Genomic DNA, 24,041 nt, shown 5'->3' with positions numbered 1-24,041 from the left:
TGAGTTAAGCGTTTTTGAACACCTACCCATCCGCGCTTTATAAAACATATGTACTATATGCTTTATCTTACTTTTTCAGTTTACTCAACACCAAAGGATGATGAACGCTGTTTTTCTTGACCTTGGTGTATTCCACACTTTATCTCATTAGCTTTTCAAGCTAAGTTTATCCCCTTATTTCGTAAGTCAGTCCTTCTAGTGTCTAACGGTAAGTGCAATCTTTTGCATTAGAAAGACAAATCAACTTATGCACTATGTATTTAGGGCCGATCGCATTCTTGGTATAGGAGTACGGCATAACCAAAGGGTGCGATGCTCAAACTACCTTGCAAGCGCGATTTGCCTTTACAAAGATTTACGATAAATGTAGAGTTAACCTCTTAGTAGCTGATGAGTACATATAGCATTTTGAGCCAAACCCAACGCCAACGAGTGAGTGATGGAGCAATTGTATCTATCTTGAGTGGTTGCGAATCCTCACTTTTGCAGCTGGTGCTAATATTACCACAATTAGGAGATTTCGACAGCCTTGAGTACGCCTGGTGGTTGCGACGAGAAGCCAAACGCCTTCAAGATCGAGGGATAGCCATCCGAGCCGTGGGAATTGGCGATCGCACTTCCGGTGAGCGATTCTGTAGTTATACTGGATTTCCAGCAGATTGTTTGTTTGTCGATCCCACTGCCCAACTACATCAAGCACTCAATCTGTATGAAGGTCTATCCCTCAAAATACCTGGCTTATCACCAGGAGTGAATGCTTGGCTCAACCTAATGTTGATGTGTGCTGGAATTGGTAGCCCCGGTACTCTGGCAGAAGTATTTCGCGGATATAAGGGCGATGCAAGAGCACCTCAGTTAATTGGCGACTTTGAAACCGTTCAAGCTCCCCCATTGCCCCCATTAAAAGGTTCATTCTTCAAATGGGCAGGTGGCAAAGGTTTTCAACGCCCGTTTGAGTTAGCAACTTTACGATTGCGGAATATGGGAGAAGTGCTGTCTAACTGGAAGAAATATGTTCCCAATTCTGCCTATCTTACCCAACGGGGAGCAACTTTTCTGTTTAATGCTCGAGGAGAATTGCTTTACGAACACCGAGACCGCGCTATCCTGGGTTTTGCTGCTGATATGAGCCATCCCCTCTCTTTTCTCCAGAGTCTGCCGGTGAAAGCTGAAGAAAAACTGTAGCAAAAGATTGGTATATTGAGCCAATTTTCCAGTGCGATCGCTCAATGAGTTTTCAAGATGCACTGCGTATTCTGGAAGTCTTGTGAGCGTACTGCTAAAAACTAAAACGGTTGGAGTGCATATTCCTTCAATTTCTCCCACCCCAACCTTTCAGCGGTAGAAAGGGACATGGTTTTTCCATTGCGGAATAATATGTATTCAAATCCAGTCTCATCTGAATTTACATCCGCAATCATTTGATTCCTCAAATCGGCTCCCCAATTTTTCTTTGCTGACTCCCAAAAAAGTTCGCAAGGGCTTTTAAAGTTAGGATTGTTCAAGTACTCATCTTTCCAGTAACGAGAATCCCACCGCTCGCGTATTGCTTGAATAATGCAAGCGTTAGGGTAAAAAGGTTTTTTGTTTTCTTCTAGCCAATGCCAATAGGCAATTGTGGCACGAAGAGCATCCTCAAAACCATCAACACAAGTAAGCAAGGCTTCTTGAACTTCTTCTTGAGAAAAATCCACGCCAATATGTGCCAAAGCATACTTATACTTACTGAAGATTTCGTCTAGAGCTTCGAGTTCAAGAGCATCAAATTTATCAGATCCATCAAATGACTTCAAGCAGATCATTTATACACAGATAGGCACGCGCATATGTAATTATACACCTTTTGGGGCACTTCAAACCTAGTTGAGTGCGCTCAAGGGATTGACTTGACATTACAACCGCTAGATACGCTCCCTCTGACCCTTAAAACTAATTGGTCCCTCACCAGAGTAAGTTATAGTGCCATTAAGAGTTTGTCCGCCATCGTTAGACTGGACATCAATCGCGACGACGTGCTGGTCGGTACGGGAACCAATTACCCATGTACCCCCATCATTCCAAGGAGCTGCATCTCCTCCCCACTGGGTTTCGACTTTATAATCATTATTACTACCAAACTGGGTAGCCCAAAAGCCAATCGGTCCCTCACCAGAGTAAGTTATGGTGCCATTGAGGGTTTGTCCGCCATCGTTAGACTTGATATCAATCGCGACGACGTGCTGGTCAGTACGGGAACCAATCACCCATGTACCCCCATCTTGCCACGGGGCAAACGAACCACCCCATTGATGTGTCACTTGATACCGATTCCCATTGCTCAAGTGAAATACTTGGCTTACAGGTTGAGCAGGCGGATCGTTAGGCGGGTTGAAATACATCTCTATCGCTTGAAATTTTATAACCCAGTCCATCATAAAAACCTTTAGCAAACTCAATCGCTGCACCGTCTTGAATTGGGTTATTCATCCCAATCGCATAATCAATGTATTGGCTGATAGCAACAGCAGGTTTTTCTGAATGACAAGCGTTTAGCAGCACGCATTTCACATAATCCGAGTGCAATTTAAATAAAGATGCCAAACCAGATGGTGCAACTGGCTTATCATTACCCCCATCATCCTCTAAAAGCAAACTGCCATCTTCCAAGCCATGTCCGCAAAAATACACGATAGATGGCTCCTCTTCTGCGATCGCACGGCGAATATCGGCTGCGCGTACAGCTGTTCTTATCTTAATTTCAAATAAATCTCGATTGGTGGCTCGTCGTATCGCTTCTTCTATTGAGCGAATCTCTTCATCCAAACGCAAGCCGTGGGGAATTGCTGCTAGGATTAAGATTTTTTGTGGCTGATGACTTGCTTTTTGGGGAATGTTAGGAAGTGCTTCTATAGGGCGATTTGGAAGTCCTTCAGCAATAGCCCTCAATCTTTCGTTTCCTGGATTTGAATTACGTGCAGCGTGAATTAAATGTTCAACCCAGCCCTGAGCATTTGCTGCTTGTATTAATTTAAAGACAATATTTTGTAAACTTCCTTCCCCTGCAATGGCTCTAAGATTTTTACCATTTAATTCATATGCCAACATTTGCTCTAAAGATGCTGTATCGGGAAAAGCATCAATTAAAGCGTCTTGTAATTCTCTACGTTGTGGACCGGATAAAGCCATATTTATGAATTCCTTATATTTTTTTGTTTAAAGTCCAATAATTCATAGTTGTACTTTTAATTACGAATTACCGAGTGCCTTTATCTGTTTTCATGGATTCACCAAATTCAGGTACATTGTTGGTTTTTAACCATTGCTCGATTAACTCCACTACAACTTGGCTCATTTTCAACCCACGAATTGCACAGGCTGCATGGAATTGTTTCTTGATGTTATCTGGAATACTAATGTGCATAAGCGTCACATGATAATGAATATAAATATTATTGGACAAAATGACAAATGTACAAACCTATATTCTCATAGGTGCAAGCAGAACCAGCTTATGCACTTGACGTATAGTAAGTACTTATCCAATCCTACAAATGTACAAACAATTATTCAAGATAAGTGTTATCAATTCCATGACGATTGCTGTGTAACGCCGCACGGGTGATCGGAACGAGTGTCATCGAGGGCAAGGCAAGACGCTCCTCAACCGCATTGAACGACAAAAGCGAGGTACATCATGCAAAACTCCTTGCTTGTTCTACAGAAGAAAGATGATACCGAGAGCCATCGCAAATATACGATCGTAGGAGGCATGGGAGTGCTCATCTCTCATCTTTGCGATCGCGAATGTGGAATCCGAGTTGACTGATGCAGGAATGAAATTAACGAGTTAGTAAGAACAAAGCGTGTTTTTATGTCAGATCTCTTGGAAAGTTGGGCAATTCACAACAAAGTTCACTACTTGTGTGTTTCTACTACAGCTGCACATCCGCAACTAAATAGATAATAAAAGAGTCAAGATTTCTGAAATTTTTGAAGAGTTAGCGGTGAAAACCCGATACAACCCACAATCGTAAAATGCAGAAAAAATTGTTTTACACGCTCATCTTCCTGGGAATGGGAGCTAACGGTTTTTGTTACCTAGCTTGGTTTTTGTCACCCCCCAATCCCGATAGGATAGGATACTGGTTTTTCATCTATTTCTTAATATTTCCTTATCTTGGCATTTTGGGAATTGCTGCTTTAGTGTTAAAAGACGTACTTAATATCCCTTTAGGTATTGGTATTGCATTGCTGTTATACGTCTCAATTCTCACGATTGTCGCGAATTTTTTTCCGTTAGGGTTAAGCTGGGTGCTGGCTTGGTTGCCCGGTGGGAGCTATGAATTTCTGCACTTCATTCTATTTGCCTTGGTATCGATCTGGTTGATTATCCTTATGCAACAGCAGTAACTGAGAAGAAAAGTAAATTTTCGCACAAAGATTTATAGTATTTTTTGATACAGTTTATGGAGTAACAACTCAAATAGCGATACGATTGTACTCTACGCTCGGCGAGCTTCAGCTTGCTGTTCTGTATAAGTGCCGTTGAGCGTCACTTCCTCTGCTAAATTTTGCCCGTCAATAAACTCTTGCACCAAATACTGTTGATTATCTTGAGTGAAATAAGCTAGCAGTTCTGGAATTTGAGGATGGTCGTGACCTAATTCATCCAAACGCTCTGCTTCGAGTTTAAATAACTCAAATGCTTTGCTAAGAGTCTTAATCCCTTGTGCTTGAGGGCACAATTGCTTAATAACGCACCGCGATCGAGAAGGTTTGTATTCATCGACAGCCAAAAAAGTTTTGCCAAATCCACCTTGCCCAAAGGGTTTGATAGCTCGATATCGTTCTGCCAACAAAAGTTTAGAACCGCAAGTTACGCAAAAGTTAATGTCAGAACGGTTTTTGGTTGGGTCAGGGCAAGTAGGGTTGAGGCAGTAACTCATATGATGTAAATAATGCGATTACTTGTGGTAAAAGTGACTGGAAGCTTGCAAGGCAGTACTCTATAGATAAAATGTATGCACTCATTTTATGAATTCTCAACTCTAAATGCCTAGACCGTATTTGTAACTATTTAGATAGCCTTTTTGATACATATTAAATTCTATGATGGTGCGCCCGCAACTTAATGTGATGGCTGATGGTAAGAGAAGCGATAAGCGAAGCTTAACGACTTAAGCCGTATCGCCTTTACAGGTTAAGCATAAAAAAGCTAGGAATTTTCTGAAGTGTTGGATGATACTCATTATAGGTAAGCAGGAGAAGCAGTATGGATGCATATCTGTAGTTAGCGATAAGCACTCTTTCGGCTTGCGCCTTCATGCGCTCGCATCATTCTCCCAATACTGCCTCAGTATTATGTGCGATCGAAGGAGCTTGAGGTAGATGCAGTATGAAGAGCGATCGCAACAGCAATACCCCAATGGTGCTGTTGCCCGAGAAAGCGTTTGACGATTTTTGGAGCGATCGCTTGAACTGGTTCCGTGCAGGTGTTTGAGTCGAAAGGTTAAAAATGCACTGCCTGCCAAAAGAGCGGAACTAACCTAGCTTTCTCCAAATGCTTCCAACTTCTAGTCTTTTGCGAAGTTCATCGTTTGTGTACGTCACATCAACACCACTTTGAGTTTGGAACGTCCAAACTCCAATGTCATATTTCATAGCGGTTGCTTGTTAAAAAAACAATATGTCAAACAATGACACCCTTAATCACGGACATTAACATGATGTCATTTCTGCATTTCTACAAAGAAAATTAATGAGTTGTTTGCAGCAATGACAAAGCATTTTTATTCTCTCTTATATAGAAAAACAAATCGCACCCCATTTCCCGCAGTTGTCTGCGGTATGCGTATCTGTTTGGCTTCGATTCTGGTATACCGTGCAATTGCAATCAGAATGCAACTGCAATAATTAAGAAGATGCACGCAGATCGATTGCCCTTAGTGCGGTTCTGCGTCTTTTGCGATCGTCAAGATTAATTTTCTGCAAAAGGTTTGTTAACTGATGATGCTGGGACTCACCAAAACGTTTTTATTTGGTGTTATTCAGTAAATATTAATTTTTCTTAACAGCCTTTACAAAGAAGATATGGGGGGCATCAGGAAGATTCCGTAAGGGAAATTGATAAGTAAATCTTCCAAAAGAAGCCCCCTCTTCTCCTGGTTGGATGGCTGATGCATTCCAGCCATAAGCAGCAAAAAAAGATTCAGGATTGTCACAACTAGATAGCCAATATTTAGCCCAATCATCAGAGCCATTGCAAATAGCTGTATTGATGACATCAACACCTAAATAACTTCCAGCTACAGATAAATTTTGGATGTTTGTTAGGAGATTTTCCACTTCTGTTGGGTTGAGATAATAAAGAAACCCTTCTAATACCCAGATAGACGGTTCTGAAGGTCGATAGCCTTCCTCAAGCAGCATTTGTACCCAAAGTGACTCCTTTAAATCAGCGCAAATTGAGTGGCGATTGCAATTAGGAATAATCCCGCTTAAAACCGATTCTTTATAGAGCAGTACATCTGGTTTATCGATTTCATAGACATGAGTTTCGCTTTGCCAATTCAAACGAAATGCTCTTGTATCCATTCCCGCACCCAAAAAAACGATTTGTTGGATATGTTTCGAGTAGTTATTCAGAAAATCATCAAAAAAACGAGTCCGAACTGACGTAAATGGTCTCCCTTGTTTTTCATATTCTTCTAAGCGGGGAATGGCAGCTTCAATGGCTTCTTGACCTGCTAACTGTGCAGCTATTGGGTCGATAAATAAAGCATCGGGTCTTTGGCTTTCGATCGCCCGACCTGCAGCGATGACTTTAGCGGTAAAACTTACGTTCCCAACTGTTTCTTCAGACATTTTATTTCTAAGACTGGTTAGTTTTCTCAGGCATTCTAGCGTATTTGCGGTCAGCCAGTACGATTTGTGTTAAATACATTGACGTTAAAAAACGTAAAATTTAGTTCTTGTGATTGCAATGAACCTTTAGCACCCAAGCGAATCGCTCATTACCTCAAGGAGCGCTCCTGAGGTGCGGCTTCGTGCCAAAGCGAGCGAAGACTCTCTCCCAACAAAAATCCCCTAGCAGTAGTAGGACTAGGGGAATCATCATACTTGTCTATCTGACCTATTTTAAAGCTCTTGGCAGATTTTGGTGATGTATTGAAGGTTAAGCCCTTTAAGGCAGAGGACATTTATGAGGGAGAAGGAAGAAGGTATATAAAAACCCTGCGTTGTAAATCCTGGGTATGTGGAACCCAACTACGTAACCAATCTGGTGCGACAGTGGTGACCGCGTTTAATGCAGCACGTAAGATTTCGGCTACGTTTTCAAGGCGATTCAAATTCCGAAATGATAATCAAGTGGGAGGGGGAGAGGCAAGCGATGCGTCAACACAGCCGAGGGGTCAACATCGCCGTTCAAAATATGCTCCACCAACTTGGGAATATACTTTAGACCAAACATCTGACCCATCCTGAAGGTCAAGGCTTTGTTCATGGCTGCGCCCATCGGCAATTTATCCACAAAGCCGCCATAAACTCCCATGATGGCTAAGGTAACACCTTTGCGACACGCCATCATTTGCCTTAGTGCATGCGGGCGATCGGTTTCTAACCGTACAACTTGTTTCGCTTTGTCATAAAATCCCTCTAGACCCAAACCGTGAGATTCCATGCCCACGGCATCCATGACTGAATCGGGACCGCGTCCGCCCGTCATTTCTTTGAGGGCTTCACCCACATTGACTTTTTCAAAGTTGAGCGTTTCTGCCCCACCCTTTTCTGCCATCTCCAGGCGATCGGGAATGGATTGACGACGCGATCGCCCACCTTAATCCCCTTGACTTCACTACCGACTTCAACAACTTCTCCCATAAACTCATGTCTGAGAATGTCGCCCTGCTCCATTGTGGGAATGAATCCATCATAGAGGTGTAAATCAGAGCCACAAATTGCGGTTGACGTAATTTTGATCGCGGCATCGCGTGGGTTAATAATTTTGGGATCGGGGGCTGTGTCAACTCCCACTTTATTAGCCCCTTACCAGCAAACTGCTCTCACAGTTTTTTCCTCTCTTGCTTAATTTGCCTATGTTCTATGGCACTTTATTGAAACTCTAGAGGGAAAATCTAAGGATTTTCTGAGGAAATCATGGCGAATTTGCGAAAGTTACGTTCCTTACTTGGCTGCATCTTGGCGAGCGCGTTCTAAAAGGAGTTGTTGATGATCGGCGATCGCATCCTGGTGAGCCTGTTCACCTGTACTTCCCGCCTGACGCGAATCCAATTCACTGAAGGCATCCAGGCGACCATACAAGAGCACCACATCGTTGGGACGGATAAAGGTTGTTCCTCTCGGTGCGCCAAGGTATGCTCCATCAGGGCGGAGAATCCCCAACACTATAATCCCCTCTTGACGGAGGTTGGTTTCCCGCAGCGGTCTGTCAGCAATCCAATCTCCTGCATCCACTTGCAGTTCCATCACCGCATAGCCATCCGATAGGTGCAGCAGGCTGGCATAATCTCGCACATCCAGGCGAGTCCAGCGGCGCAACGCCCATTGCATCCAATGGGAGAGGAAATGCTTGATCCAACGGTTAATTGCTACGATCCAAAGAATTGCTATTCCTAGCACCAGCAGCACGAGACGAGGCAGCCAATTGCTGAGCTTAGCTGCGCTGATGAATGTAAGGACTAAGGAGGAAATCACCGTAATCAATCCGGCATTCGCCAGCAACATCAACCACATGAGGATACGTCGCCGCACGGGATGGGTAACCACCTGTTCTGATTCGCTGGTGGTAAAGCCCGAACCCGTAATCGCTGAATGTGCCTGAAATTCAGCCGTCTCACGAGATAGCCCAGTCAGGATCAGGGCTTCGGCAGCAATACGCATGATTAACAACGACAGGGTAACGGCAAGTAGAAGTGACACAAGTGCTTTCAACCCTAATACCTCCGATTTCGGTTAACGCTGTTAGTCCATGAACACCTCATCGACATAGCACCACATCCAATCCTCCCCTGGTTCAAACGACTGAATGATGGGATGATGCGTCGCAAGAAAATGCCGTGTGGCATGTTTGTTCTTAGATTCATCGCAGCAACCAACATGACCACAGGTTAAGCACACACGCAGGTGTACCCAAGGGTCTCCCAGCATCAGACACTCTCTACACCCTCTTGTGCTGGGTGTCACTCTCCGAATTTGATTGAGATGTGTGCATTGTATTACCATGTCATCCTCCTATCGATTCTGTAATCCCCAGTTCATTTAACTGGAAGCCAGGTACTCATGAACGAACTGCACTGCCATTGCCCCTTCTCCGACGGCAGAAGCCACCCGCTTGATGGAACCCAGCCGCACGTCTCCCGCTGCAAAAATGCCGGGAAGACTGGTCTCCAGCAGAAAGGGTTGGCGACGCAGCGTCCACTCGCCTGACTCCATCACTCGCAGACCTGTCTTGACAAACCCGTTGCGATCGCACTGAATGGCTTCTGGCAACCATTTCGTATGCGGCACAGCACCGATAAAGACAAAGATTGCCAAACATTTAATCGTGTCAGCTTGTCCGGTTTGACTGCAAAACACCTCAACGGCTTCGAGCCACTTGTTGCCGTACATTTTGCAGATTTCGGTGTAGCATTGCACTTCGATGTTGGGCGTTTGCTCAATCCGCTGCACCAGGTAATGAGACATGGTTTTTCCCAGATCACCGCCCCGAATTAGCAAAAAGACTTTTTGAGTCTGTTCGGAGAGGAAAACTGCCGCCTGACCCGCAGAATTGCCGCCACCCACGACGACCACCTGGGCATCCTGGCACAGCAGAGCTTCCACCGTTGTCGCTGCGTAGTAAATGCCGGAGCCTTCAAAGCGATCGTAGCCCTCAACGGCAAGTTTGCGATAGGACGCACCCGCGCAGATTAGAATGCATTTAGCAGAGATTTCTTCGCCGCTCTCTAGTCGCAGCGCGTAGTACCCAGTTTCACGGCTCAGTTGAACTACTTCCGCTGGTGCCGTTAATATAGCCCCAAATTTCTCAGCCTGGATCGCGGCTCGATTTGCCAGATCGCTACCGGAAAGACCCGTTGGAAAGCCCATGTAATTCTCGATTTTGGAACTGCTGCCCGCCTGCCCACCCGGACCCATTTTGTCCAATACGAGGGTTTTCAAGCCCTCCGATGCGCCGTAAATCGCTGCCGCCAACCCCGCCGGACCCGCGCCCACGACTACCAAATCATAGATGGTGTGTTCGATCGGTTTTTTAATGCCGAGGCAGTCAGCCAACTCAGCCATCGAAGGATTTTTCAGTAGCTTATCGTTGCCGCAAATCACAACTGGGGTTTCATCTTCACTGATCCTGAACTGTGTCAGCAGTGTGTCAACTTGAGGATCGTTTTCCAGATCGATCCAGGTAAAGGGAACCTTATTTTTCGCCAGAAACTCGCGAATTCGATGAGTTTCAGGGGAATAGCGTGAACCGACCACCCTGACGGCTACAAAGCCGGATTCCTCAAGCAACTGACAGCGCATCAGAAATGCCCGGAGTAAGACATCACTCAGTCGTGGCATTTCATTCAAAATCCGTCGTAGATCGTCTGCTGCAATCTCATACACCTTACAGTTGGAGTGGGCGATCGCCCTAACAACAGCCGGTCTACCTGTCAAAATATCCACATCCCCCGTAAACTCCCCCGGCTCGTGGATTGTGACGATCCGATCGTGACCAGAGGAACGATCGACGATCGCAACTTCACCACGCTTGATCGCGAAGAATTGGTAATTTGGTGTGCCTTCCGCAAACAGTGTCTCGCCTGCCTGAAATGCTTTAAGTTTGGCGAATTTGCCCAATGCCACGATCTGTTCATCGTCGAGTTTGGGAAACGCGATCGGGTGATGCTCTAATGCCATGATTGAAATCCTCGTTCTTGATCGCGATACAATTGACGACACCTTTCCCCACTTGCCGCCAAACACAAACTTCCGCTGCGGCTTACGCTGTCTTGGTGTCAGATCTTGCTCTCTAAGCGACTCCGGCAACTGAGTTGCATCTCCCAAATACCCAATCGCCAGCGCGAGTGACTTCCATCATGGTGTTTAATACGATCGCGGGTACACCTTTCTTCGGATCATAGTCTTTGCCGTGCCCGTGCGCCTCAAAGCCGACGCAATCGACTGCACAATCGACCTCCGGCACACCGAGAATTTGTTCGATTTGTTCGACGATCAAGGCATCTTTGGAGATATCAACCGTTTCACAGCCGATACTTCTAGCATGAGCTAAGCGAGCTGGGTTGCCTGCTCCAACAATCACGACAGCCGCTCCCAATAGCTGTGCTGATGCGGCGGCTGCCAGACCAACCGGACCTGCACCAGCAATGTATACCGTTGAGCCACTTGTGACTCCTGCGGTCACACAACCGTGATAACCCGTGGGCAAGATGTCAGTCAGGCAGGTCAGATCCGGGATCTTTTCCATTGCTTGAGCCTTGTTTGGGAATTTCAGGAGATTGAAATCGGCGTAGGGAACCATGACATACTCTGCTTGACCGCCAATCCATCTACCCATATTAACATATCCATAGGCACCACCGGGGCGATCCGGGTTCACGTTCAGGCACACATCGGTATGACGTTCCTCGCAGTTGCGGCAGCGTCCACACGCCACGTTAAATGGCACAGAAACTAGATCCCCGTGCTGAATAAATTGAACATCGCTCCCACATTCGATCACCTCACCCGTGATCTCATGACCCAGCACCATGCCAATCGGCGCTGTAGTACGTCCTCTTACCATATGCTGGTCGCTGCCACAAATATTGGTGGAAACAATCTTGAGAATGACGCCGTGATTGCATTTGTTGCCGCGCGGATCAACGAGTTTGGGAAAGTCGATAGTTTGCACCTCGACCTTCCCAGAACCCATATAAACCACTCCACGATTGCTTGACATGATTTGTTTCTCCTGATTTCAGACAATGCAAAATTAAAAATGGGAACCCCAGGCTGGCAGCCACTTTTAATTTTTAATTCATTCTTGTTTGTTAGTGGACAAGACCCGCACGCAGTGCTCGAATTGCTGCCGAGTGCGGTTATGAACGCAGAGTTTCTTCAAAATATTGCGAACATGACTTTTCACCGTACCCGTAGTAATGTGAAGCTTCTGGGCGATCGCCAGGTTGTTGAGACCGTCAATAATCAGTTGCAACACCTCTCGCTCCCGTTCAGTTAACGGCTCAACGTTAATGATTTGCTTGTACTCTGGCTCGATCGCTCGAATGGCGATCGTCTTAGCAGAATGGTTGATGATGCCCTCACAATGAAAGGGTTGAGATTGCTGAAGTAGCCTAGCAACTTCTTGAGCAACATCAATGAACGCACCGTTCAAAGCAAAGTTGCAGTCTGATTGAGGCAGTCTAGAAAACGACCGATCGTGACGTTTATATTTTGTTGTGTTGTTCAGGAGATGTTTTTCATCGGTGGTTTCAAGCAACCTATCTGGTTGGTTTTGCAATGCAATTGCAACGACCTTCCAGATGAAGAGAGAGCCAAAATCAATTGGAGCCGCAGATTTTAACTGCTCGAAATCATCTTGTTGGCTTAATAATAAAGGTAATGTCATAGAAGTATCCTCAGTGATGATTGACACCCTAGAGGGAAAATCTAAGGGCTTTCTGAGGAAATTATAGTGAATTCGCAGGAGTTGTTGAGTCGCGATCGCATCTTAATGAGCCTGTTCAACTACACTCCTCATCTATCTCACAAAAAATTCCGAGTTTATTTAAAATGAAAGCCGTGTAGCTTTCGCATTTTGGATTTTATAAGCACTTAACCAGACACGATATTGGTAGTAACCTATCTTTAGAACCAAGAGTAGAACAGAGTTGTAGCCTGGTGATGCTAATCGCTCAGAATCGCCTCACAATTTCCTTAAATTATTGATCTTTTATAGGTAGTTACTTCAATGGTTTATAGTCTTTTCTTTTATGAGAGGCGGTACAGTGCTGTTACAGACGATGATGGTGACCTCTGCATCAAAGCGCATCTTGTTAATTGACGACGAACCTGATGTGCAATGGGTAGTGCAAACCTGCTTGGAAAAAATAGCCCAATGGACTGTCATTACCGCGACATCGGCAGAAGAAGCGTTACTCAAGGCGAGCGCTGAACAACCAGATGCGATCCTGCTGGACATTATGATGCCAAAAATGGATGGCTATATGTTTCTGGATGCACTGTGGGCTAAGCCGGAAATGCAGTTTATACCTGTGGTGTTTTTGACTGCACAGGCTGGATTACTCGAACCCCATCATTATGAAACACTAGGAGTTAAAGGAATCATAGCCAAACCCTTTGACCCGCTGACATTGCACCGGGCGATCGCATCTGCTTTGAATTGGGAGCTAGACACCTAGTAAATAGGGTTGTGTCACAAGTACGACACAACCCCCATTGTTTATTCTTAACACCAGTTCGATCGCCCAGCTTTCTGTGGGCGAAGGACAGGGAAAACTGAGCTATTAAGGACGCTGTGCGTCGCGCGGCACCCCTTTATCGAATTCACGTATTCTTAAGTGAGATGAGCCTAGTCCGGCTGCAACATCACTTTGATGCATTAGTCTTTCTTGTGCTTGAACATCTCAAAGCCCTGTTTTGTTTCAGTTAGAGGCAAGCGATGCGTCAACACAGCCGAGGGGTCAACATCGCCGTTCAAAATATGCTCCACCAACTTGGGAATATACTTTAGACCAAACATCTGACCCATCCTGAAGGTCAAGGCTTTGTTCATGGCTGCGCCCATCGGCAATTTATCCACAAAGCCGCCATAAACTCCCATGATGGCTAAGGTAACACCTTTGCGACACGCCATCATTTGCCTTAGCACATGTGGGCGATCGGTTTCTAAACATATGGCTTGTTTGGCTTTGTCATACAGCCCCTCTGGACCTTTGCCGTGGGCTTCCATGCCGACTGCATCAATACAGGCATCCGGACCTATTCCTCCCGTCATTTCCTTGAGCGCTTCGAGGACATCCACTTCTTCGTAGTTGACGATCTCGGCTTTGGCGAAGTCCTTTGCCAGTTGCAGGCGTTCCGGGAAGCGAGCGATACCAATGACACGCTCTGCGCCCAGTAGGTAGGCACTTTTCATTGCAAATTGTCCCACTGGACCACAGCCCCAAACCGCGTACTTGTATGAGATGAACTGGGGCTAAATTATTTAGTAGCAATACGCTCAAACCGTTCTGTAGACTTGCTCAAAGGGCAGTACACCCAATATTTAAAGTGGCAAAGATTTCAAAGAGTATTCTCTGACTTATGCAGTGAAAATCGGTTTATTCGTGAAATCATATATAGGAAACGTAAAGAACACAGGTATTAGCAAATTACCACAGACTGTGAAAATTTACCTGGTAACTCTACTTGGTATGTTATGAGTAAATACCCAGACATTACTCCCAGAGAAGTTGGGAATTTTTACGGTTTAAGAACCTGGGTGGAATATGGCTTAAAGCAAAGTAAAAATGAATTAGGTTGGGCAGATTATCGTTTTACTCGCTATGAAGATATTGAACGATGGTGGGAGATTGTATGTAGTGCCTACCTGATGGTTAGTCTTCATTCAGAACAAATGCGTCCTTCTCCCCCAGAACCTCAATCAGAGTTCGCTTCTCATCCTGGGTGGGATAATGGTAAAGGTTGGAAGAATATTCTCAATAATCTCCGTCTCATCCTTCAACCTTTTACCCTATTTAATTTAATTCAGCCTTGGCTTTCAGTTTTTCCTATTCCTCATTTATCTTTAGGATTTGCTAAACTACAATCCATCGTTTATAGACTAACTTCTCCAGTTTTTATATTTCTATCTCACCCTTAATTCTATTTTTCCTCCGCCTAAAGTGACATAACAGGGTTAAGGATGGGAAACTTTCCTTTAACTTGAGGTAGGAGCCAGCCAGAGGGCTAAGTTTCGCACATAGGCTTTAATATGTTCAAGGGCTTGTGGGTTTTGCTTCATCCCATCTCCAGGGGGTTCGGTTACAAAGCTAGGTGCGCCCATATCAACATCCCAATTGTAGTCGGCGAAATGGTGGAAGCTTGATTCAGCGATCGCACGTCCTAAAATATTTCCTTGTTCATCCTGGGTACTTTCAAAAGCAATTACTAAGTTAAAGTCCCGACCGGAGACTGAGCTTGTACCCAAGGCAATTACTCGTGCATTCTTCTCGTTTGCAGGCACACCTACGGCTCCTTCATGGGGATGAGCCGGAAAGAATTCAATCTCCTCAGAAGGTGATGTAGGATTCTTGAGTAAGTCATGAATAGGTTCTATAGGAGTAATTTTCTCGTAGTCACCATTTAACCCAGAATGGAAGTTGGGCCAGGAAATATACTGAGTGTAGCTGTCATCAGGGTAGTGGTGCGAGGGATCGGGATCGGGATTCTTACTGTGAAAGTAATGCGCTGCGCCGACACCACCAAGATTGCAAACCGAACAACCTACATCCTGATGGTCACGGCTGACCAATAAACCGCCGCCGCGCTGACGGAAGGCACTAATGCTCTGACACTCCTGTGGAGTTATGCCATCCCCTACATCCACAGCAAACAGCCACAGTTCATCAAAATCTGAATTATCTAGCGTACTTAAAACTGGATCGTTTTTTTCAGCAGTATTTTCTCGATCCCTTGCTGTTACTTGGTACAGGGGTTCCCCAGTGTCACTTTTTAACGAAGCTAAATAGTCCTTTAGCAAAGAGAATCGCCCAATATACCAATCATCTTCATTGGTGGGAATTGTTGTCTGTAACAGAATTTGAATCGGTTTAGTCATGATCTCACTCTCCAGGGTTCTTCTTGCAGCATGAGCTAATTACTAGATCAACGTGGGAATTGTAGCGAGATAATCTAAGCAAAAAATGAGGACATTTAAAGAGCAATGCTTTTGTGAAAGCAGAGATAAGTGTTTCTAAACATAATTTAGTATCAGTATCTGCTCAGATTTTCCTTAGATTTGCCAACTAACGTTAGGGCAGATTCGTTAAGAAGATAAGGAAATGGGAAAAATTGGACAAATCCTAGATTCAGGCTTGATTAACTGATTCGTCTTTGTAGAAAGGTATAAGACCTATGGTTAACAAAATTGTAACTACATTTGAACAAGACCATAACCGACCAGAAACAAAAGATTTTTATTGGAAATATTTTTTCTATAGTCTAGTTTGGCTGACGGTGCTAATGCTGGGATATGGAGGATTGGGATGGACTCTCTGGCTCAATCGCCATTTTTCGACGATTGCAATACCAATGTTCATTTTGGCAATTGCCGCAGTCCGTGCATGCATACTCACTGGCTTTCCCGTCTGGGCGGGATTGTTATCTCTCACATTCGGTTCTGCATGGATTCTAACTGGAGCATCGATATCAAGCGGATTCCTCGGCTGGGCAATAGCGATCGCTCTATCCTGGATTGGCATTTTTACCCTGGATATGGCATTAGACCAGTCCGTCGAAAATTTGCTGGAAATAGAGTTTAGCCGAACTGAGGTTTTCCTGATTCTAACAGCTATCTGCGCTATTGGTGCTATTGCGGGATGGATACTCCCAATTTTTCTCACTTGAATACAGGGGATGTTATGGAACTGGGAATGATAGGACTAGGACGAATGGGAGCTAACATGGCACACCGTCTAACCCAGGCTGGACATACCATCATTGGCTACACTCGTCAGCCACAAAAAGCAGAGGTGCTGGTTCAGGAAGGAGCGATCGCCCGTGGTGTAACATTATTCGTTGAACTCATCGAAGCACTCACGCCACCCCGCACCGTCTGGCTGATGCTACCCGCCGCGACAGTAGATGCTACCCTACAGACTCTCATGCCGTTTCTAGACGCTGACGACATTATCATCGGGGATGGCATACCTGAGACTTACTAAAAATGGAAACTCTCATGCCGTTTCTAGACGCTGACGACATTATCATTGATGGTGGCAATTCTCACTACATTGATGACATTCGTCGTGCAGATCAATTAAAAGTCAAAGGAATTGAATACATTGATTGTGGAACTAGCGGTGGCATTTGGGGGGCAGAACGCGGCTACTGTCTCATGATTGGTGGTGCATTGGCGGTGGTGAAATATCTTGACCCCATTTTTGCAGCGCTAGCTCCTAGTGTATCAGCTGCACCGCACACCCCTGGTCGTGAGTTAATGGGGGGAACGGCTGAACAGGGCTATTTGCATTGTGGCTCTCACGGTGCAGGGCACTTTGTCAAAATGGTTCACAACGGCATTGAATACGGCATCATGGCAGCTTATGCCGAAGGGTTGAACATTCTTCACCATGCTAATATTGGGAAACAATTGCATCAAGTCGATGCAGAAACGGCTCCCTTGCGAAATCCGGAATTCTACCAATACGACTTTAATCTCGCAGATATAGCAGAGGTGTGGCGCAGGGGGAGCGTGATTAGTTCTTGGTTACTTGATTTAATCGCGATCGCCCTTCTCAAAGACCCCGACTTAGCCAATTTCGAGGGGCGCGTACCTGACTCTGGAGAAGGTCGATGGACACTAATGGCAGCCATTGAAGAAGGAGTTCCTGTTCCCGTCCTTAGTACAGCCCTCTACACACGATTTAGCTCTCGCGGTCAATCAGACTTTGCCAATAAACTCATTTCTGCGTTGCGCTACGAGTTCGGTGGGCATCTGGAACAATGACGCGGGGATTTTAATCAGCTTTCTTCCCCTCTGCTCCCCTTTCCCCCCTATCCCCAGAGGGGGCCCCGAGTCCCCCCTGCTTCCCCTCTCCGCGTCGATATGGAGGTTAATCATGGCAGCTTTACTCTCCGATGCCCTGGTATTTTTTGGGATCACAAGTGATTTAGCCTACAAAAAAATCTTTCCTGCCTTACAGGCGATGATTCAGCGCGGTCATTTTGACATTCCAATTATTGGAGTGGGTAGGCGAGATTGGAGCATCGAACAATTACAATCTTATGTGCGTAAGAGCCTAGAGGAACAGGCCAGAGTTGATGAGGTAGCTTTCCAGAAACTATGTTCATTACTTTACTATATTTGTGGTGATTATAGCGATCGCGCCACCTATGATAAATTATGCCAGGTACTCCAAATAGCTGAAGCTCCTCTGTATTACTTAGCCATTCCTCCCAGTTTGTTTGCGACGGTTGTCGAAGGGTTAGGTCAATCAAGTTGTGTAAAGAATGGTCGTGTTATGGTAGAAAAACCCTTTGGACGCGATCTAAAATCGGCTAAAATACTGAACTGCATTCTGCACTCTATCTTTCCCGAAAGTCATATTTTTCGGATTGACCATTACTTGGGAAAAGAACCAGTCCAAAACCTTCTCTACACTCGCTTCGCCAATTCATTACTCGAACCGATTTGGCATCGCGTCAGTATTGCCAGCATCCAAATCACGATGGCTGAAAAATTTGGCATCGATGGACGGGGACAGTTTTATGAAGAGACAGGCGCTATTCGGGATGTGGTGCAAAATCATCTACTTCAGGTGACGGCGTGTTTAATGATTGATCCGCCCATCAACGAGCAGCATGAAGCCATCCGAGATGAAAGAGCGCGATTGCTCAAATCCATAGATCCAATCGAACCCTCAAATGTAGTGCGCGGGCAGTACAAGGGCTATCGCCAGGAACCTGGTGTAGCTCCTGATTCCAAGGTCGAAACCTTCGCAGCGGTTAAGCTCAACATTGATACTTGGCGCTGGGCTAGCGTTCCGATTTATATTCGTGCAGGCAAATGTTTACCGAGTACAACTACTGAAGTTGTGGTCAGGCTCAAGCGTCCGCCGCAGGATGTTTTTGGCGAGCGTGCCTTTGGATTAGCAAATTATTTTTACTTTCGTCTTAGTCCAAATGTGCTGACTGCGATCGGCATTCGCTCTAAAACCCCAGGCGACGGAATGGTGGGTAGCGAAGTCGGACTAGTCGCTCAAGTCGAGCATGGCAATGAAATGAATCCCTACGAGCGGCTTTTTGAAGATGCCATGAAAGGCGACTCCATGTTGTTTGCTCGCCAAGATGAGGTAGAAGCACAGTGGCAAATTGTCGCTCCTATTCTAGATCAAGCAACCCCTGTTTACGAATACGCACCCCATAGCTGGGGGCCTCCTTTGGCGGATCATATGATTCCCCCAGATGGCGGTTGGCATAATCTTAATGAGACGTGATACCATTGTACCGCGTTTTACTGTACGACGATGGTTTAATCGGAAATATCCAAGAGAGCCAACCAAATCTTATTAGCTATGTCGAGTAAACTTCCTCACCAAGTGGGGCAACTTCGGAGGGTTTCCCCCGTTGAGCGAACTGGCGTAACTGAGAAAGGTTAAAGGGAAGTTATTTGTTTTTCCCCTTACAATTTTGCCTTGTCCCAATCCCCAATCATCATAATTTCCTCAGAAAGTTCTTAGATTTCTTCTTTATAGTGTGAACAGAATTCAGCACTGGCAATGATAGCAACGCTGTTTCAGCGACTGACAAAACCCAGTCTAATGCAAAATTCTAAACACCCAAGTATAGATCATCAGGAGACTTAAAATTATGACACTCGTTCGTTGGGAACCTTTCCGAGAAGTTGAAAGTTTGCAGCGGCAGTTAAACCGCTTGTTTGATGAGATAGCACCGACAGGTCGTAGAGAAGAAGAAGGCATTGCCTTTATTCCCTCTGCAGAGATTCAAGAAACCCCCGATGCGGTTCATCTCAAGGTAGAAATTCCCGGTGTAGACCCCAAAGACCTAGATGTGCAGGTATCGCCAGAGGCAGTGTCTATTTCCGGTGAGCGGAAATCAGAAATCAAAACGGAAGAAAGAGGCATCACCCGCACCGAATTCCGCTATGGCAGGTTTCAGCGCGTAATTCCGTTGCCTACCCGTGTCCAGCACGATCGGGTGCAAGCAGAATACAAAGATGGCATTCTCAAGCTGAGGCTGCCCAAGGCTGAAGAAGATAGGAACAAGGTTGTGAAAGTAAACTTAGGTGACGGGCACAGAGGCAACGGGCAAGGGCAGTGACGCAATGTTTTCCAAAGCACTCCCTTAAGAGCAGGAGGTGACAACATGATTACAACAGCAACAGGCGAACTTAGCCTCCCAGTTAGCGATGCCTTCGGCACACCTGAAGGTGAACGCGACCATATCCGAGGGCCAAAAAACGCACCCGTCACCCTCGTGGAATACGGCGACTATGAGTGCCCCTATTGCGGTCGTGCCCATTTCATCGTCAAAGAACTCCAGCAGTTGACCGGGGATCTCATGCGCTTTGTCTACCGACACTTCCCGTTAACTAGCATACATCCCCACGCCGAGCAGGCAGCAGAAGCAGCAGAGGCAGCTGGGGCGCAAGGTAAGTTCTGGGAGATGCACAACCATCTCTTTGAACATCAACAGGCGCTCGATCGCAAACATCTAATAGAATATGCCGCTAACCTCGGTCTTGATGTGCCTCGGTTGAGTCACGAACTCGCCGAGCACGCCCACGTAGCCAAGATACGCGAAGACTTACTCAGCGGAATCCAGAGCGGGGTCAACGGCACGCCGACTTTTTTCATCAACGGTGTGCGCCACGATGGCTCTTACGACCTCCGCGCATTGTTAGCCGCAATTGAAAACGCAGCTGAATCCTGAGTGCTAAGGAGCCAGAGAGCAGAAGGTTCAAGGATAGATTCTTCCCTCTGACAAAAGGTCACAAGCCCACGCCAGTTTGCTCAAGTCGGGAAATCCTTACTTTCAGAAGCCGTTGTTAAATCCCCTAAATTTATTTATGGGGTTTCCCCTTCTGCCCTCTGCCTTCTTAATACCATTTATTCAACTTGTCCTAAATCCAGACTCTTAATTTTTTATCTTAATCTTTGAAGGAGGTTGCTGACGATGGCAAAAATCGTTGGTATTGATTTAGGAACTACCAACTCCTGTATAGCTGTAATAGAGGGCGGACAACCCGTCGTTATTCCGAACACAGAAGGTGGTCGCACAACTCCGTCTGTGGTTGCCTACACCAAGAAGGGCGAAAAACTTGTCGGGCAAATTGCCAAGCGCCAGGGTGTAATGAACCCAGAAAACACTTTTTATTCTGTGAAGCGGTTCATCGGGCGCAGGTATGATGAAGTCACCCAAGAGGCAAAACAAGTTACTTACAAAGTAGTACGTGACAGTAATGGCAATGTCAAGCTACACTGTCCCGCTCTGAACAAGGAATTTTCACCCGAAGAAATCGCGGCTGAGGTAGTCCGCAAGCTAATAGATGATGCCAGCACATATCTGGGGGAACCAGTGAGGCAAGCGGTAATTACCACCCCTGCCTATTTCAATGACTCTCAACGGCAGGCTACCAAAGATGCCGGTAGAATTGCCGGGATTGAAGTTCTGCGAATTATCAACGAGCCAACGGCGGCTGCCCTCGCCTACGGACTTGACAAAAAAACCAATGAAACCATCCTAGTCTTTGACTTAGGTGGTGGAACGTTTGACGTGTCTATCCTAGAAGTGGGTGATGGTGTGTTTGAAGTGAAAGCTACCAGTGGCGACACCCACTTGGGCGGTGATGACTTTGATAAGAGAATTGTAGACTGGCTAGCAACCGAATTCCAGCGTAACGAAGGCATCGACCTCCGTAAAGACAAACAAGCCCTGCAACGCCTCACCGAAGCAGCAGAAAAAGCCAAAATTGAACTGTCAGGCGCAACACAGACGAACATTAACTTACCTTTTATTACCGCAACCCCGGAAGGCCCGAAACATCTAGATATGACCTTAACGCGGGTACAGTTCGAGCAAATGTGCGCCGACTTGTTCGATCGCAGCCGCATTCCTGTCGAACAAGCTCTGCGCGATGCTAAACTGAGTCCCGCAAATATTGACGAAGTCATCCTAGTGGGTGGTGCAACTCGAATGCCAGCTGTCCAGCAACTGGTACGGCAGATAATAGGCAAAGACCCACACCAGGGTGTCAACCCGGATGAAGTCGTAGCAGTGGGTGCAGCAATTCAGGCGGGTGTGCTTGGGGGTGAGGTAAAAGACGTACTGCTCCTAGATGTCACGCCGTTGTCGCTGGGTGTTGAAACTCTAGGTGGTGTGACGACCAAGATTATTCCGCGCAATACCACTGTCCCAGTGAAGAAGTCTGAGGTGTTCTCAACGGCGGCTGACGCACAAACAAACGTAGAAATCCATGTTCTGCAAGGTGAACGCGAAATGGCATCCGACAACAAGAGCCTGGGAACCTTCCGACTAGATGGGATTCCTCCAGCTCCCAGAGGTATGCCACAGATCGAAGTTACTTTTGACATTGATGCTAACGGGATTCTGTCAGCAACTGCCAGAGAAAAAGCCACAGGTAAAGAACAGTCTATTAGCATCACAGGTGCGTCCACCCTGGACAAATCTGAAGTAGAACGGATGGTGAAAGAAGCCGAGCGCAATGCGGAAGAAGACCGTAGGCGGCGCGAACAAATTGATACCAAAAACATGGCAGATTCTGTTGCCTATCAAGCCGAGAAACAACTTCAGGATTTGGGCGACAAAGTGCCACCAGCAGACAAGTCCCGCGTGGAAGGCTTAATTCGAGACTTGCGTCAGGCAATTGAGCAGAACAACATCGATCGCATGAAGTCTCTCACCAACGAAATTCAACAAGCCCTGATGCAAATCGGCACTGCGGTTTACTCACAAGCAGGTGCATCTCCAAACGGTGGTACTTCTACAGACCGTCAAGGCGGCGGTGAAGATGTCATCGATGCAGACTTTGTGGAACAAAAGTAACAAGACGCAGCGAGCAGTCCGTTGCTTTGGTTCCCAGAGTTAAAGGAACTGCTTTAACGAGCCTGCGTGCGTCACCCAGAGGGTGACGCAGTGAAATTATCAAATACTCTCTTCCTATCCCCGCTTCCTTAAATCTGCGTCACATTTCGTGATATTATCTAGCTTTTTAATTTGGAGTAATTTTTATGATTTCTACATCTGAAAAAACCGCCCTCAAAAGTGTCTCTGCTATCATCAAAGATGAGAAGAAGATGCAAGAAGTGGTTGAGCGTCTAATCGATCGCAGCGTTCCCAAAGATAACATTTCGATTATTGGTCGCGACTTCCACACCGAAACTCGTATCTCCGGATTTGTGACTAAACAAGATGTGATCTTGGATGGACTCGCCACCGGAGCGATTTTTGGATCGCTATTTGGTTCTATCTTGGCTTTACTTACGGGTGTGGGCGTGTTGTTCATTCCCTTTTTAGGAACCGTAGTAGCAGCAGGCCCTTTGGGAGCAGCATTATTAGGAGCGGCAGGCGGTGCTTTATATGGTTCCTTGGGAGCAGGCATTGGATCTGCCTTAATCGCAATGGGTATGCCGGAGGACAAAGCTGCTGTTTACGAAACACGCCTGAAAACAGGTGAGTTTTTACTGGTCGCGGAAGTGCCACAAGAACAAGCAGACGAAGTTGTCTCACTGTTAGAAAGTGCGGGTGCGGAAGAAGTCGCTATCACTGACATGAAGATTCCCCGTCAACCAGAAGGTGAACTGGCAGATAATGAGCAGATTTCACCAGAAATTAGAGCAAATCTGTCGGACGACGCGCAAAAAACTTTTGTTGATACCTACAATCGGTCGTTCCGAGAAGCCAATGGAAAAGATAATGTCTTGACGAAGGCTTGGGATCGGGTCAAACAGGTGTTCGATCGCGACGAACAAGGCACTTATTCCAAGTCTAAAGTCATATCGTAAATTTCCAGAGTTGCGATCACCTACGGTGGGGCGTAGCCCATCGCGATGAACAAGGCACTTATTCCAGTCACAAAACAACTTAAAAAACTAGAAGAACCATCATGAACTGAGATCGCTGACTCCTTAAAGGGCTGCAAGTTTTGATCGTGGGCTTTCTTTTTTCCTCCCTTGAGTACTTGTGGCAGCCAATGCGATGTTGTTGCGCCCCGTGAAACTAGCTGAGGGAACCTGAAATGAAATTTAGTAGTTCAAATCATAAAAAGAGGATGAACAAGCTATGGTAAGCAATCGTGG

At 46.0% G+C, this 24,041-nt stretch carries 23 protein-coding genes and 4 pseudogenes; 13 read left to right on the top strand and 14 right to left on the bottom strand.

Annotation, left to right across the window (positions count from 1 at the left end; all coding sequences use genetic code 11):
• Positions 1-390 precede the first annotated feature (390 nt).
• Positions 391-1,185 carry a peroxiredoxin-like family protein gene (locus HC643_RS35580; RefSeq protein ID WP_038081778.1) on the top strand — a complete coding sequence of 265 codons (795 nt, stop codon included), beginning with the start codon at positions 391-393 and terminating at the stop codon, positions 1,183-1,185.
• Positions 1,186-1,286: 101 nt separating this feature from the next.
• Here HC643_RS35580 and HC643_RS35575 read toward each other — a convergent pair whose 3' ends face one another.
• From HC643_RS35575 to HC643_RS35560, 4 genes are all read right to left on the bottom strand, one after another.
• Positions 1,287-1,802, bottom strand: coding sequence for a hypothetical protein (locus HC643_RS35575; protein WP_038081775.1), 516 nt, complete (start codon positions 1,800-1,802; stop codon positions 1,287-1,289).
• Positions 1,803-1,901: 99 nt separating this feature from the next.
• On the bottom strand, positions 1,902-2,378 hold the full coding sequence (locus HC643_RS35570; RefSeq protein ID WP_162002196.1) for a lectin OAA family protein: 477 nt from the start codon (positions 2,376-2,378) through the stop codon (positions 1,902-1,904).
• A complete protein-coding gene (locus HC643_RS35565) occupies positions 2,359-3,165 on the bottom strand; it encodes an effector-associated domain EAD1-containing protein (protein WP_082051847.1) in 807 nt (268 codons plus the stop codon). Before HC643_RS35565 ends, HC643_RS35570 begins: the two co-directional genes overlap by 20 nt.
• 67 nt (positions 3,166-3,232) lie before the next feature.
• Entirely contained in the window at positions 3,233-3,400 is a 168-nt protein-coding gene (locus HC643_RS35560) for a plasmid partition protein ParG (RefSeq protein WP_137986535.1), read from the bottom strand.
• Between the two features lie 273 nt (positions 3,401-3,673).
• On the opposite strand from HC643_RS35560, the gene HC643_RS42280 reads away from it, so the two are divergent.
• Together HC643_RS42280 and HC643_RS35555 are read left to right on the top strand one after the other, a co-directional pair.
• Complete coding sequence (locus HC643_RS42280; protein ID WP_272900096.1) at positions 3,674-3,805, top strand: hypothetical protein; 132 nt, start codon at positions 3,674-3,676, stop codon at positions 3,803-3,805.
• A 209-nt stretch (positions 3,806-4,014) separates the two neighbouring features.
• Positions 4,015-4,389, top strand: coding sequence for a hypothetical protein (locus HC643_RS35555; RefSeq protein WP_038081773.1), 375 nt, complete (start codon positions 4,015-4,017; stop codon positions 4,387-4,389).
• 113 nt (positions 4,390-4,502) lie between these two features.
• Here the strand turns inward: HC643_RS35555 and HC643_RS35550 are convergent.
• The 8 genes and pseudogenes from HC643_RS35550 to HC643_RS42270 all read right to left on the bottom strand — a co-directional run.
• Positions 4,503-4,925: pseudogene (locus HC643_RS35550) on the bottom strand (4-Cys prefix domain-containing protein); the annotation flags it as partial.
• 1,111 nt (positions 4,926-6,036) lie between these two features.
• Positions 6,037-6,843 carry a class I SAM-dependent methyltransferase gene (locus HC643_RS35545; RefSeq protein WP_038081770.1) on the bottom strand — a complete coding sequence of 269 codons (807 nt, stop codon included), beginning with the start codon at positions 6,841-6,843 and terminating at the stop codon, positions 6,037-6,039.
• Positions 6,844-7,324: 481 nt separating this feature from the next.
• Positions 7,325-8,013 (bottom strand): annotated as a pseudogene (locus tag HC643_RS42275) (alcohol dehydrogenase catalytic domain-containing protein).
• Positions 8,014-8,163: 150 nt separating this feature from the next.
• Entirely contained in the window at positions 8,164-8,766 is a 603-nt protein-coding gene (locus HC643_RS35535) for a TrkA C-terminal domain-containing protein (RefSeq protein WP_237266017.1), read from the bottom strand.
• Between the two features lie 195 nt (positions 8,767-8,961).
• Positions 8,962-9,222, bottom strand: a complete 261-nt coding sequence (locus tag HC643_RS42710; RefSeq protein WP_071589172.1) for a UBP-type zinc finger domain-containing protein — start codon at positions 9,220-9,222, stop codon at positions 8,962-8,964.
• Positions 9,223-9,258: 36 nt separating this feature from the next.
• Complete coding sequence (locus tag HC643_RS35525; RefSeq protein WP_038081766.1) at positions 9,259-10,896, bottom strand: cyclic nucleotide-binding domain-containing thioredoxin-disulfide reductase; 1,638 nt, start codon at positions 10,894-10,896, stop codon at positions 9,259-9,261.
• Positions 10,897-11,008: 112 nt separating this feature from the next.
• Entirely contained in the window at positions 11,009-11,938 is a 930-nt protein-coding gene (locus tag HC643_RS35520) for an alcohol dehydrogenase catalytic domain-containing protein (RefSeq protein ID WP_237266016.1), read from the bottom strand.
• Between the two features lie 78 nt (positions 11,939-12,016).
• Positions 12,017-12,607 carry a helix-turn-helix domain-containing protein gene (locus HC643_RS42270; RefSeq protein ID WP_050046480.1) on the bottom strand — a complete coding sequence of 197 codons (591 nt, stop codon included), beginning with the start codon at positions 12,605-12,607 and terminating at the stop codon, positions 12,017-12,019.
• 364 nt (positions 12,608-12,971) lie between these two features.
• Here HC643_RS42270 and HC643_RS35510 point away from each other — a divergent pair, with 364 nt between their 5' ends.
• Entirely contained in the window at positions 12,972-13,400 is a 429-nt protein-coding gene (locus tag HC643_RS35510) for a response regulator (RefSeq protein ID WP_137986537.1), read from the top strand.
• Between the two features lie 200 nt (positions 13,401-13,600).
• Here the strand turns inward: HC643_RS35510 and HC643_RS35505 are convergent.
• A pseudogene (locus HC643_RS35505) lies at positions 13,601-14,173 on the bottom strand (zinc-binding dehydrogenase); the annotation flags it as partial.
• Positions 14,174-14,185: 12 nt separating this feature from the next.
• Here HC643_RS35505 and HC643_RS35500 point away from each other — a divergent pair.
• Positions 14,186-14,863, top strand: a pseudogene (locus tag HC643_RS35500) (transposase family protein); the annotation flags it as partial.
• 57 nt (positions 14,864-14,920) lie between these two features.
• Here HC643_RS35500 and HC643_RS35495 read toward each other — a convergent pair.
• Positions 14,921-15,820, bottom strand: coding sequence for a hypothetical protein (locus HC643_RS35495; protein WP_038081762.1), 900 nt, complete (start codon positions 15,818-15,820; stop codon positions 14,921-14,923).
• A 296-nt stretch (positions 15,821-16,116) separates the two neighbouring features.
• On the opposite strand from HC643_RS35495, the gene HC643_RS35490 reads away from it, so the two are divergent.
• The 8 genes from HC643_RS35490 to HC643_RS35460 all read left to right on the top strand — a co-directional run bounded on the left by HC643_RS35490 (position 16,117) and on the right by HC643_RS35460 (position 23,747).
• Positions 16,117-16,608, top strand: coding sequence for a hypothetical protein (locus HC643_RS35490; protein WP_038081761.1), 492 nt, complete (start codon positions 16,117-16,119; stop codon positions 16,606-16,608).
• On the top strand, positions 16,581-16,925 hold the full coding sequence (locus HC643_RS42810; RefSeq protein ID WP_237266015.1) for an NAD(P)-binding domain-containing protein: 345 nt from the start codon (positions 16,581-16,583) through the stop codon (positions 16,923-16,925). The genes HC643_RS35490 and HC643_RS42810 overlap by 28 nt, the downstream gene beginning before the upstream one ends.
• A gap of 2 nt (positions 16,926-16,927) precedes the next feature.
• The gene (gene gnd / locus HC643_RS35485; RefSeq protein WP_237266014.1) at positions 16,928-17,710 is read left to right on the top strand and encodes a phosphogluconate dehydrogenase (NAD(+)-dependent, decarboxylating); all 783 of its coding nucleotides are present in this window, start codon (positions 16,928-16,930) and stop codon (positions 17,708-17,710) included.
• Positions 17,711-17,822: 112 nt separating this feature from the next.
• Positions 17,823-19,199 (top strand): glucose-6-phosphate dehydrogenase, encoded by a 1,377-nt coding sequence (gene zwf, locus HC643_RS35480; protein ID WP_050046481.1) that lies wholly within the window; start codon positions 17,823-17,825, stop codon positions 19,197-19,199.
• Between the two features lie 373 nt (positions 19,200-19,572).
• Positions 19,573-20,043: an Hsp20/alpha crystallin family protein gene (locus HC643_RS35475; RefSeq protein ID WP_038092487.1), complete on the top strand. Its 471-nt coding sequence runs from the start codon at positions 19,573-19,575 to the stop codon at positions 20,041-20,043.
• A gap of 45 nt (positions 20,044-20,088) precedes the next feature.
• Positions 20,089-20,655, top strand: a complete 567-nt coding sequence (locus tag HC643_RS35470; protein ID WP_038092484.1) for a DsbA family protein — start codon at positions 20,089-20,091, stop codon at positions 20,653-20,655.
• A gap of 243 nt (positions 20,656-20,898) precedes the next feature.
• Positions 20,899-22,788, top strand: coding sequence for a molecular chaperone DnaK (gene dnaK / locus HC643_RS35465; RefSeq protein WP_038092481.1), 1,890 nt, complete (start codon positions 20,899-20,901; stop codon positions 22,786-22,788).
• A gap of 185 nt (positions 22,789-22,973) precedes the next feature.
• Positions 22,974-23,747 (top strand): ChaB family protein, encoded by a 774-nt coding sequence (locus HC643_RS35460; protein ID WP_038092479.1) that lies wholly within the window; start codon positions 22,974-22,976, stop codon positions 23,745-23,747.
• Positions 23,748-24,041: the final 294 nt, after the last annotated feature.

This window comes from Tolypothrix bouteillei VB521301 (assembly GCF_000760695.4).
In the GTDB taxonomy this organism is placed as follows: Bacteria; Cyanobacteriota; Cyanobacteriia; order Cyanobacteriales; family Nostocaceae; genus Scytonema; species Scytonema bouteillei_A.
The sequence above is the reverse complement of the archived record's forward strand: the minus strand, read 5'-3'. Positions and strand labels throughout refer to the sequence as shown.

Bases quoted from the DNA above. Each gene is read 5' to 3' on its own strand.
- HC643_RS35580 (WP_038081778.1), top strand. From the start codon at position 391: ATGAGTACATATAGCATTTTGAGCCAAACCCAACGCCAACGAGTGAGT.
- HC643_RS35575 (WP_038081775.1), bottom strand. From the start codon at position 1,802: ATGATCTGCTTGAAGTCATTTGATGGATCTGATAAATTTGATGCTCTT.
- HC643_RS35570 (WP_162002196.1), bottom strand. From the start codon at position 2,378: ATGTATTTCAACCCGCCTAACGATCCGCCTGCTCAACCTGTAAGCCAA.
- HC643_RS35565 (WP_082051847.1), bottom strand. From the start codon at position 3,165: ATGGCTTTATCCGGTCCACAACGTAGAGAATTACAAGACGCTTTAATT.
- HC643_RS35560 (WP_137986535.1), bottom strand. From the start codon at position 3,400: ATGCACATTAGTATTCCAGATAACATCAAGAAACAATTCCATGCAGCC.
- HC643_RS42280 (WP_272900096.1), top strand. From the start codon at position 3,674: ATGCAAAACTCCTTGCTTGTTCTACAGAAGAAAGATGATACCGAGAGC.
- HC643_RS35555 (WP_038081773.1), top strand. From the start codon at position 4,015: ATGCAGAAAAAATTGTTTTACACGCTCATCTTCCTGGGAATGGGAGCT.
- HC643_RS35545 (WP_038081770.1), bottom strand. From the start codon at position 6,843: ATGTCTGAAGAAACAGTTGGGAACGTAAGTTTTACCGCTAAAGTCATC.
- HC643_RS42710 (WP_071589172.1), bottom strand. From the start codon at position 9,222: ATGGTAATACAATGCACACATCTCAATCAAATTCGGAGAGTGACACCC.
- HC643_RS35525 (WP_038081766.1), bottom strand. From the start codon at position 10,896: ATGGCATTAGAGCATCACCCGATCGCGTTTCCCAAACTCGACGATGAA.
- HC643_RS35520 (WP_237266016.1), bottom strand. From the start codon at position 11,938: ATGTCAAGCAATCGTGGAGTGGTTTATATGGGTTCTGGGAAGGTCGAG.
- HC643_RS42270 (WP_050046480.1), bottom strand. From the start codon at position 12,607: ATGACATTACCTTTATTATTAAGCCAACAAGATGATTTCGAGCAGTTA.
- HC643_RS35510 (WP_137986537.1), top strand. From the start codon at position 12,972: ATGAGAGGCGGTACAGTGCTGTTACAGACGATGATGGTGACCTCTGCA.
- HC643_RS35495 (WP_038081762.1), bottom strand. From the start codon at position 15,820: ATGACTAAACCGATTCAAATTCTGTTACAGACAACAATTCCCACCAAT.
- HC643_RS35490 (WP_038081761.1), top strand. From the start codon at position 16,117: ATGGTTAACAAAATTGTAACTACATTTGAACAAGACCATAACCGACCA.
- HC643_RS42810 (WP_237266015.1), top strand. From the start codon at position 16,581: ATGGATACTCCCAATTTTTCTCACTTGAATACAGGGGATGTTATGGAA.
- gnd (WP_237266014.1), top strand. From the start codon at position 16,928: ATGGAAACTCTCATGCCGTTTCTAGACGCTGACGACATTATCATTGAT.
- zwf (WP_050046481.1), top strand. From the start codon at position 17,823: ATGGCAGCTTTACTCTCCGATGCCCTGGTATTTTTTGGGATCACAAGT.
- HC643_RS35475 (WP_038092487.1), top strand. From the start codon at position 19,573: ATGACACTCGTTCGTTGGGAACCTTTCCGAGAAGTTGAAAGTTTGCAG.
- HC643_RS35470 (WP_038092484.1), top strand. From the start codon at position 20,089: ATGATTACAACAGCAACAGGCGAACTTAGCCTCCCAGTTAGCGATGCC.
- dnaK (WP_038092481.1), top strand. From the start codon at position 20,899: ATGGCAAAAATCGTTGGTATTGATTTAGGAACTACCAACTCCTGTATA.
- HC643_RS35460 (WP_038092479.1), top strand. From the start codon at position 22,974: ATGATTTCTACATCTGAAAAAACCGCCCTCAAAAGTGTCTCTGCTATC.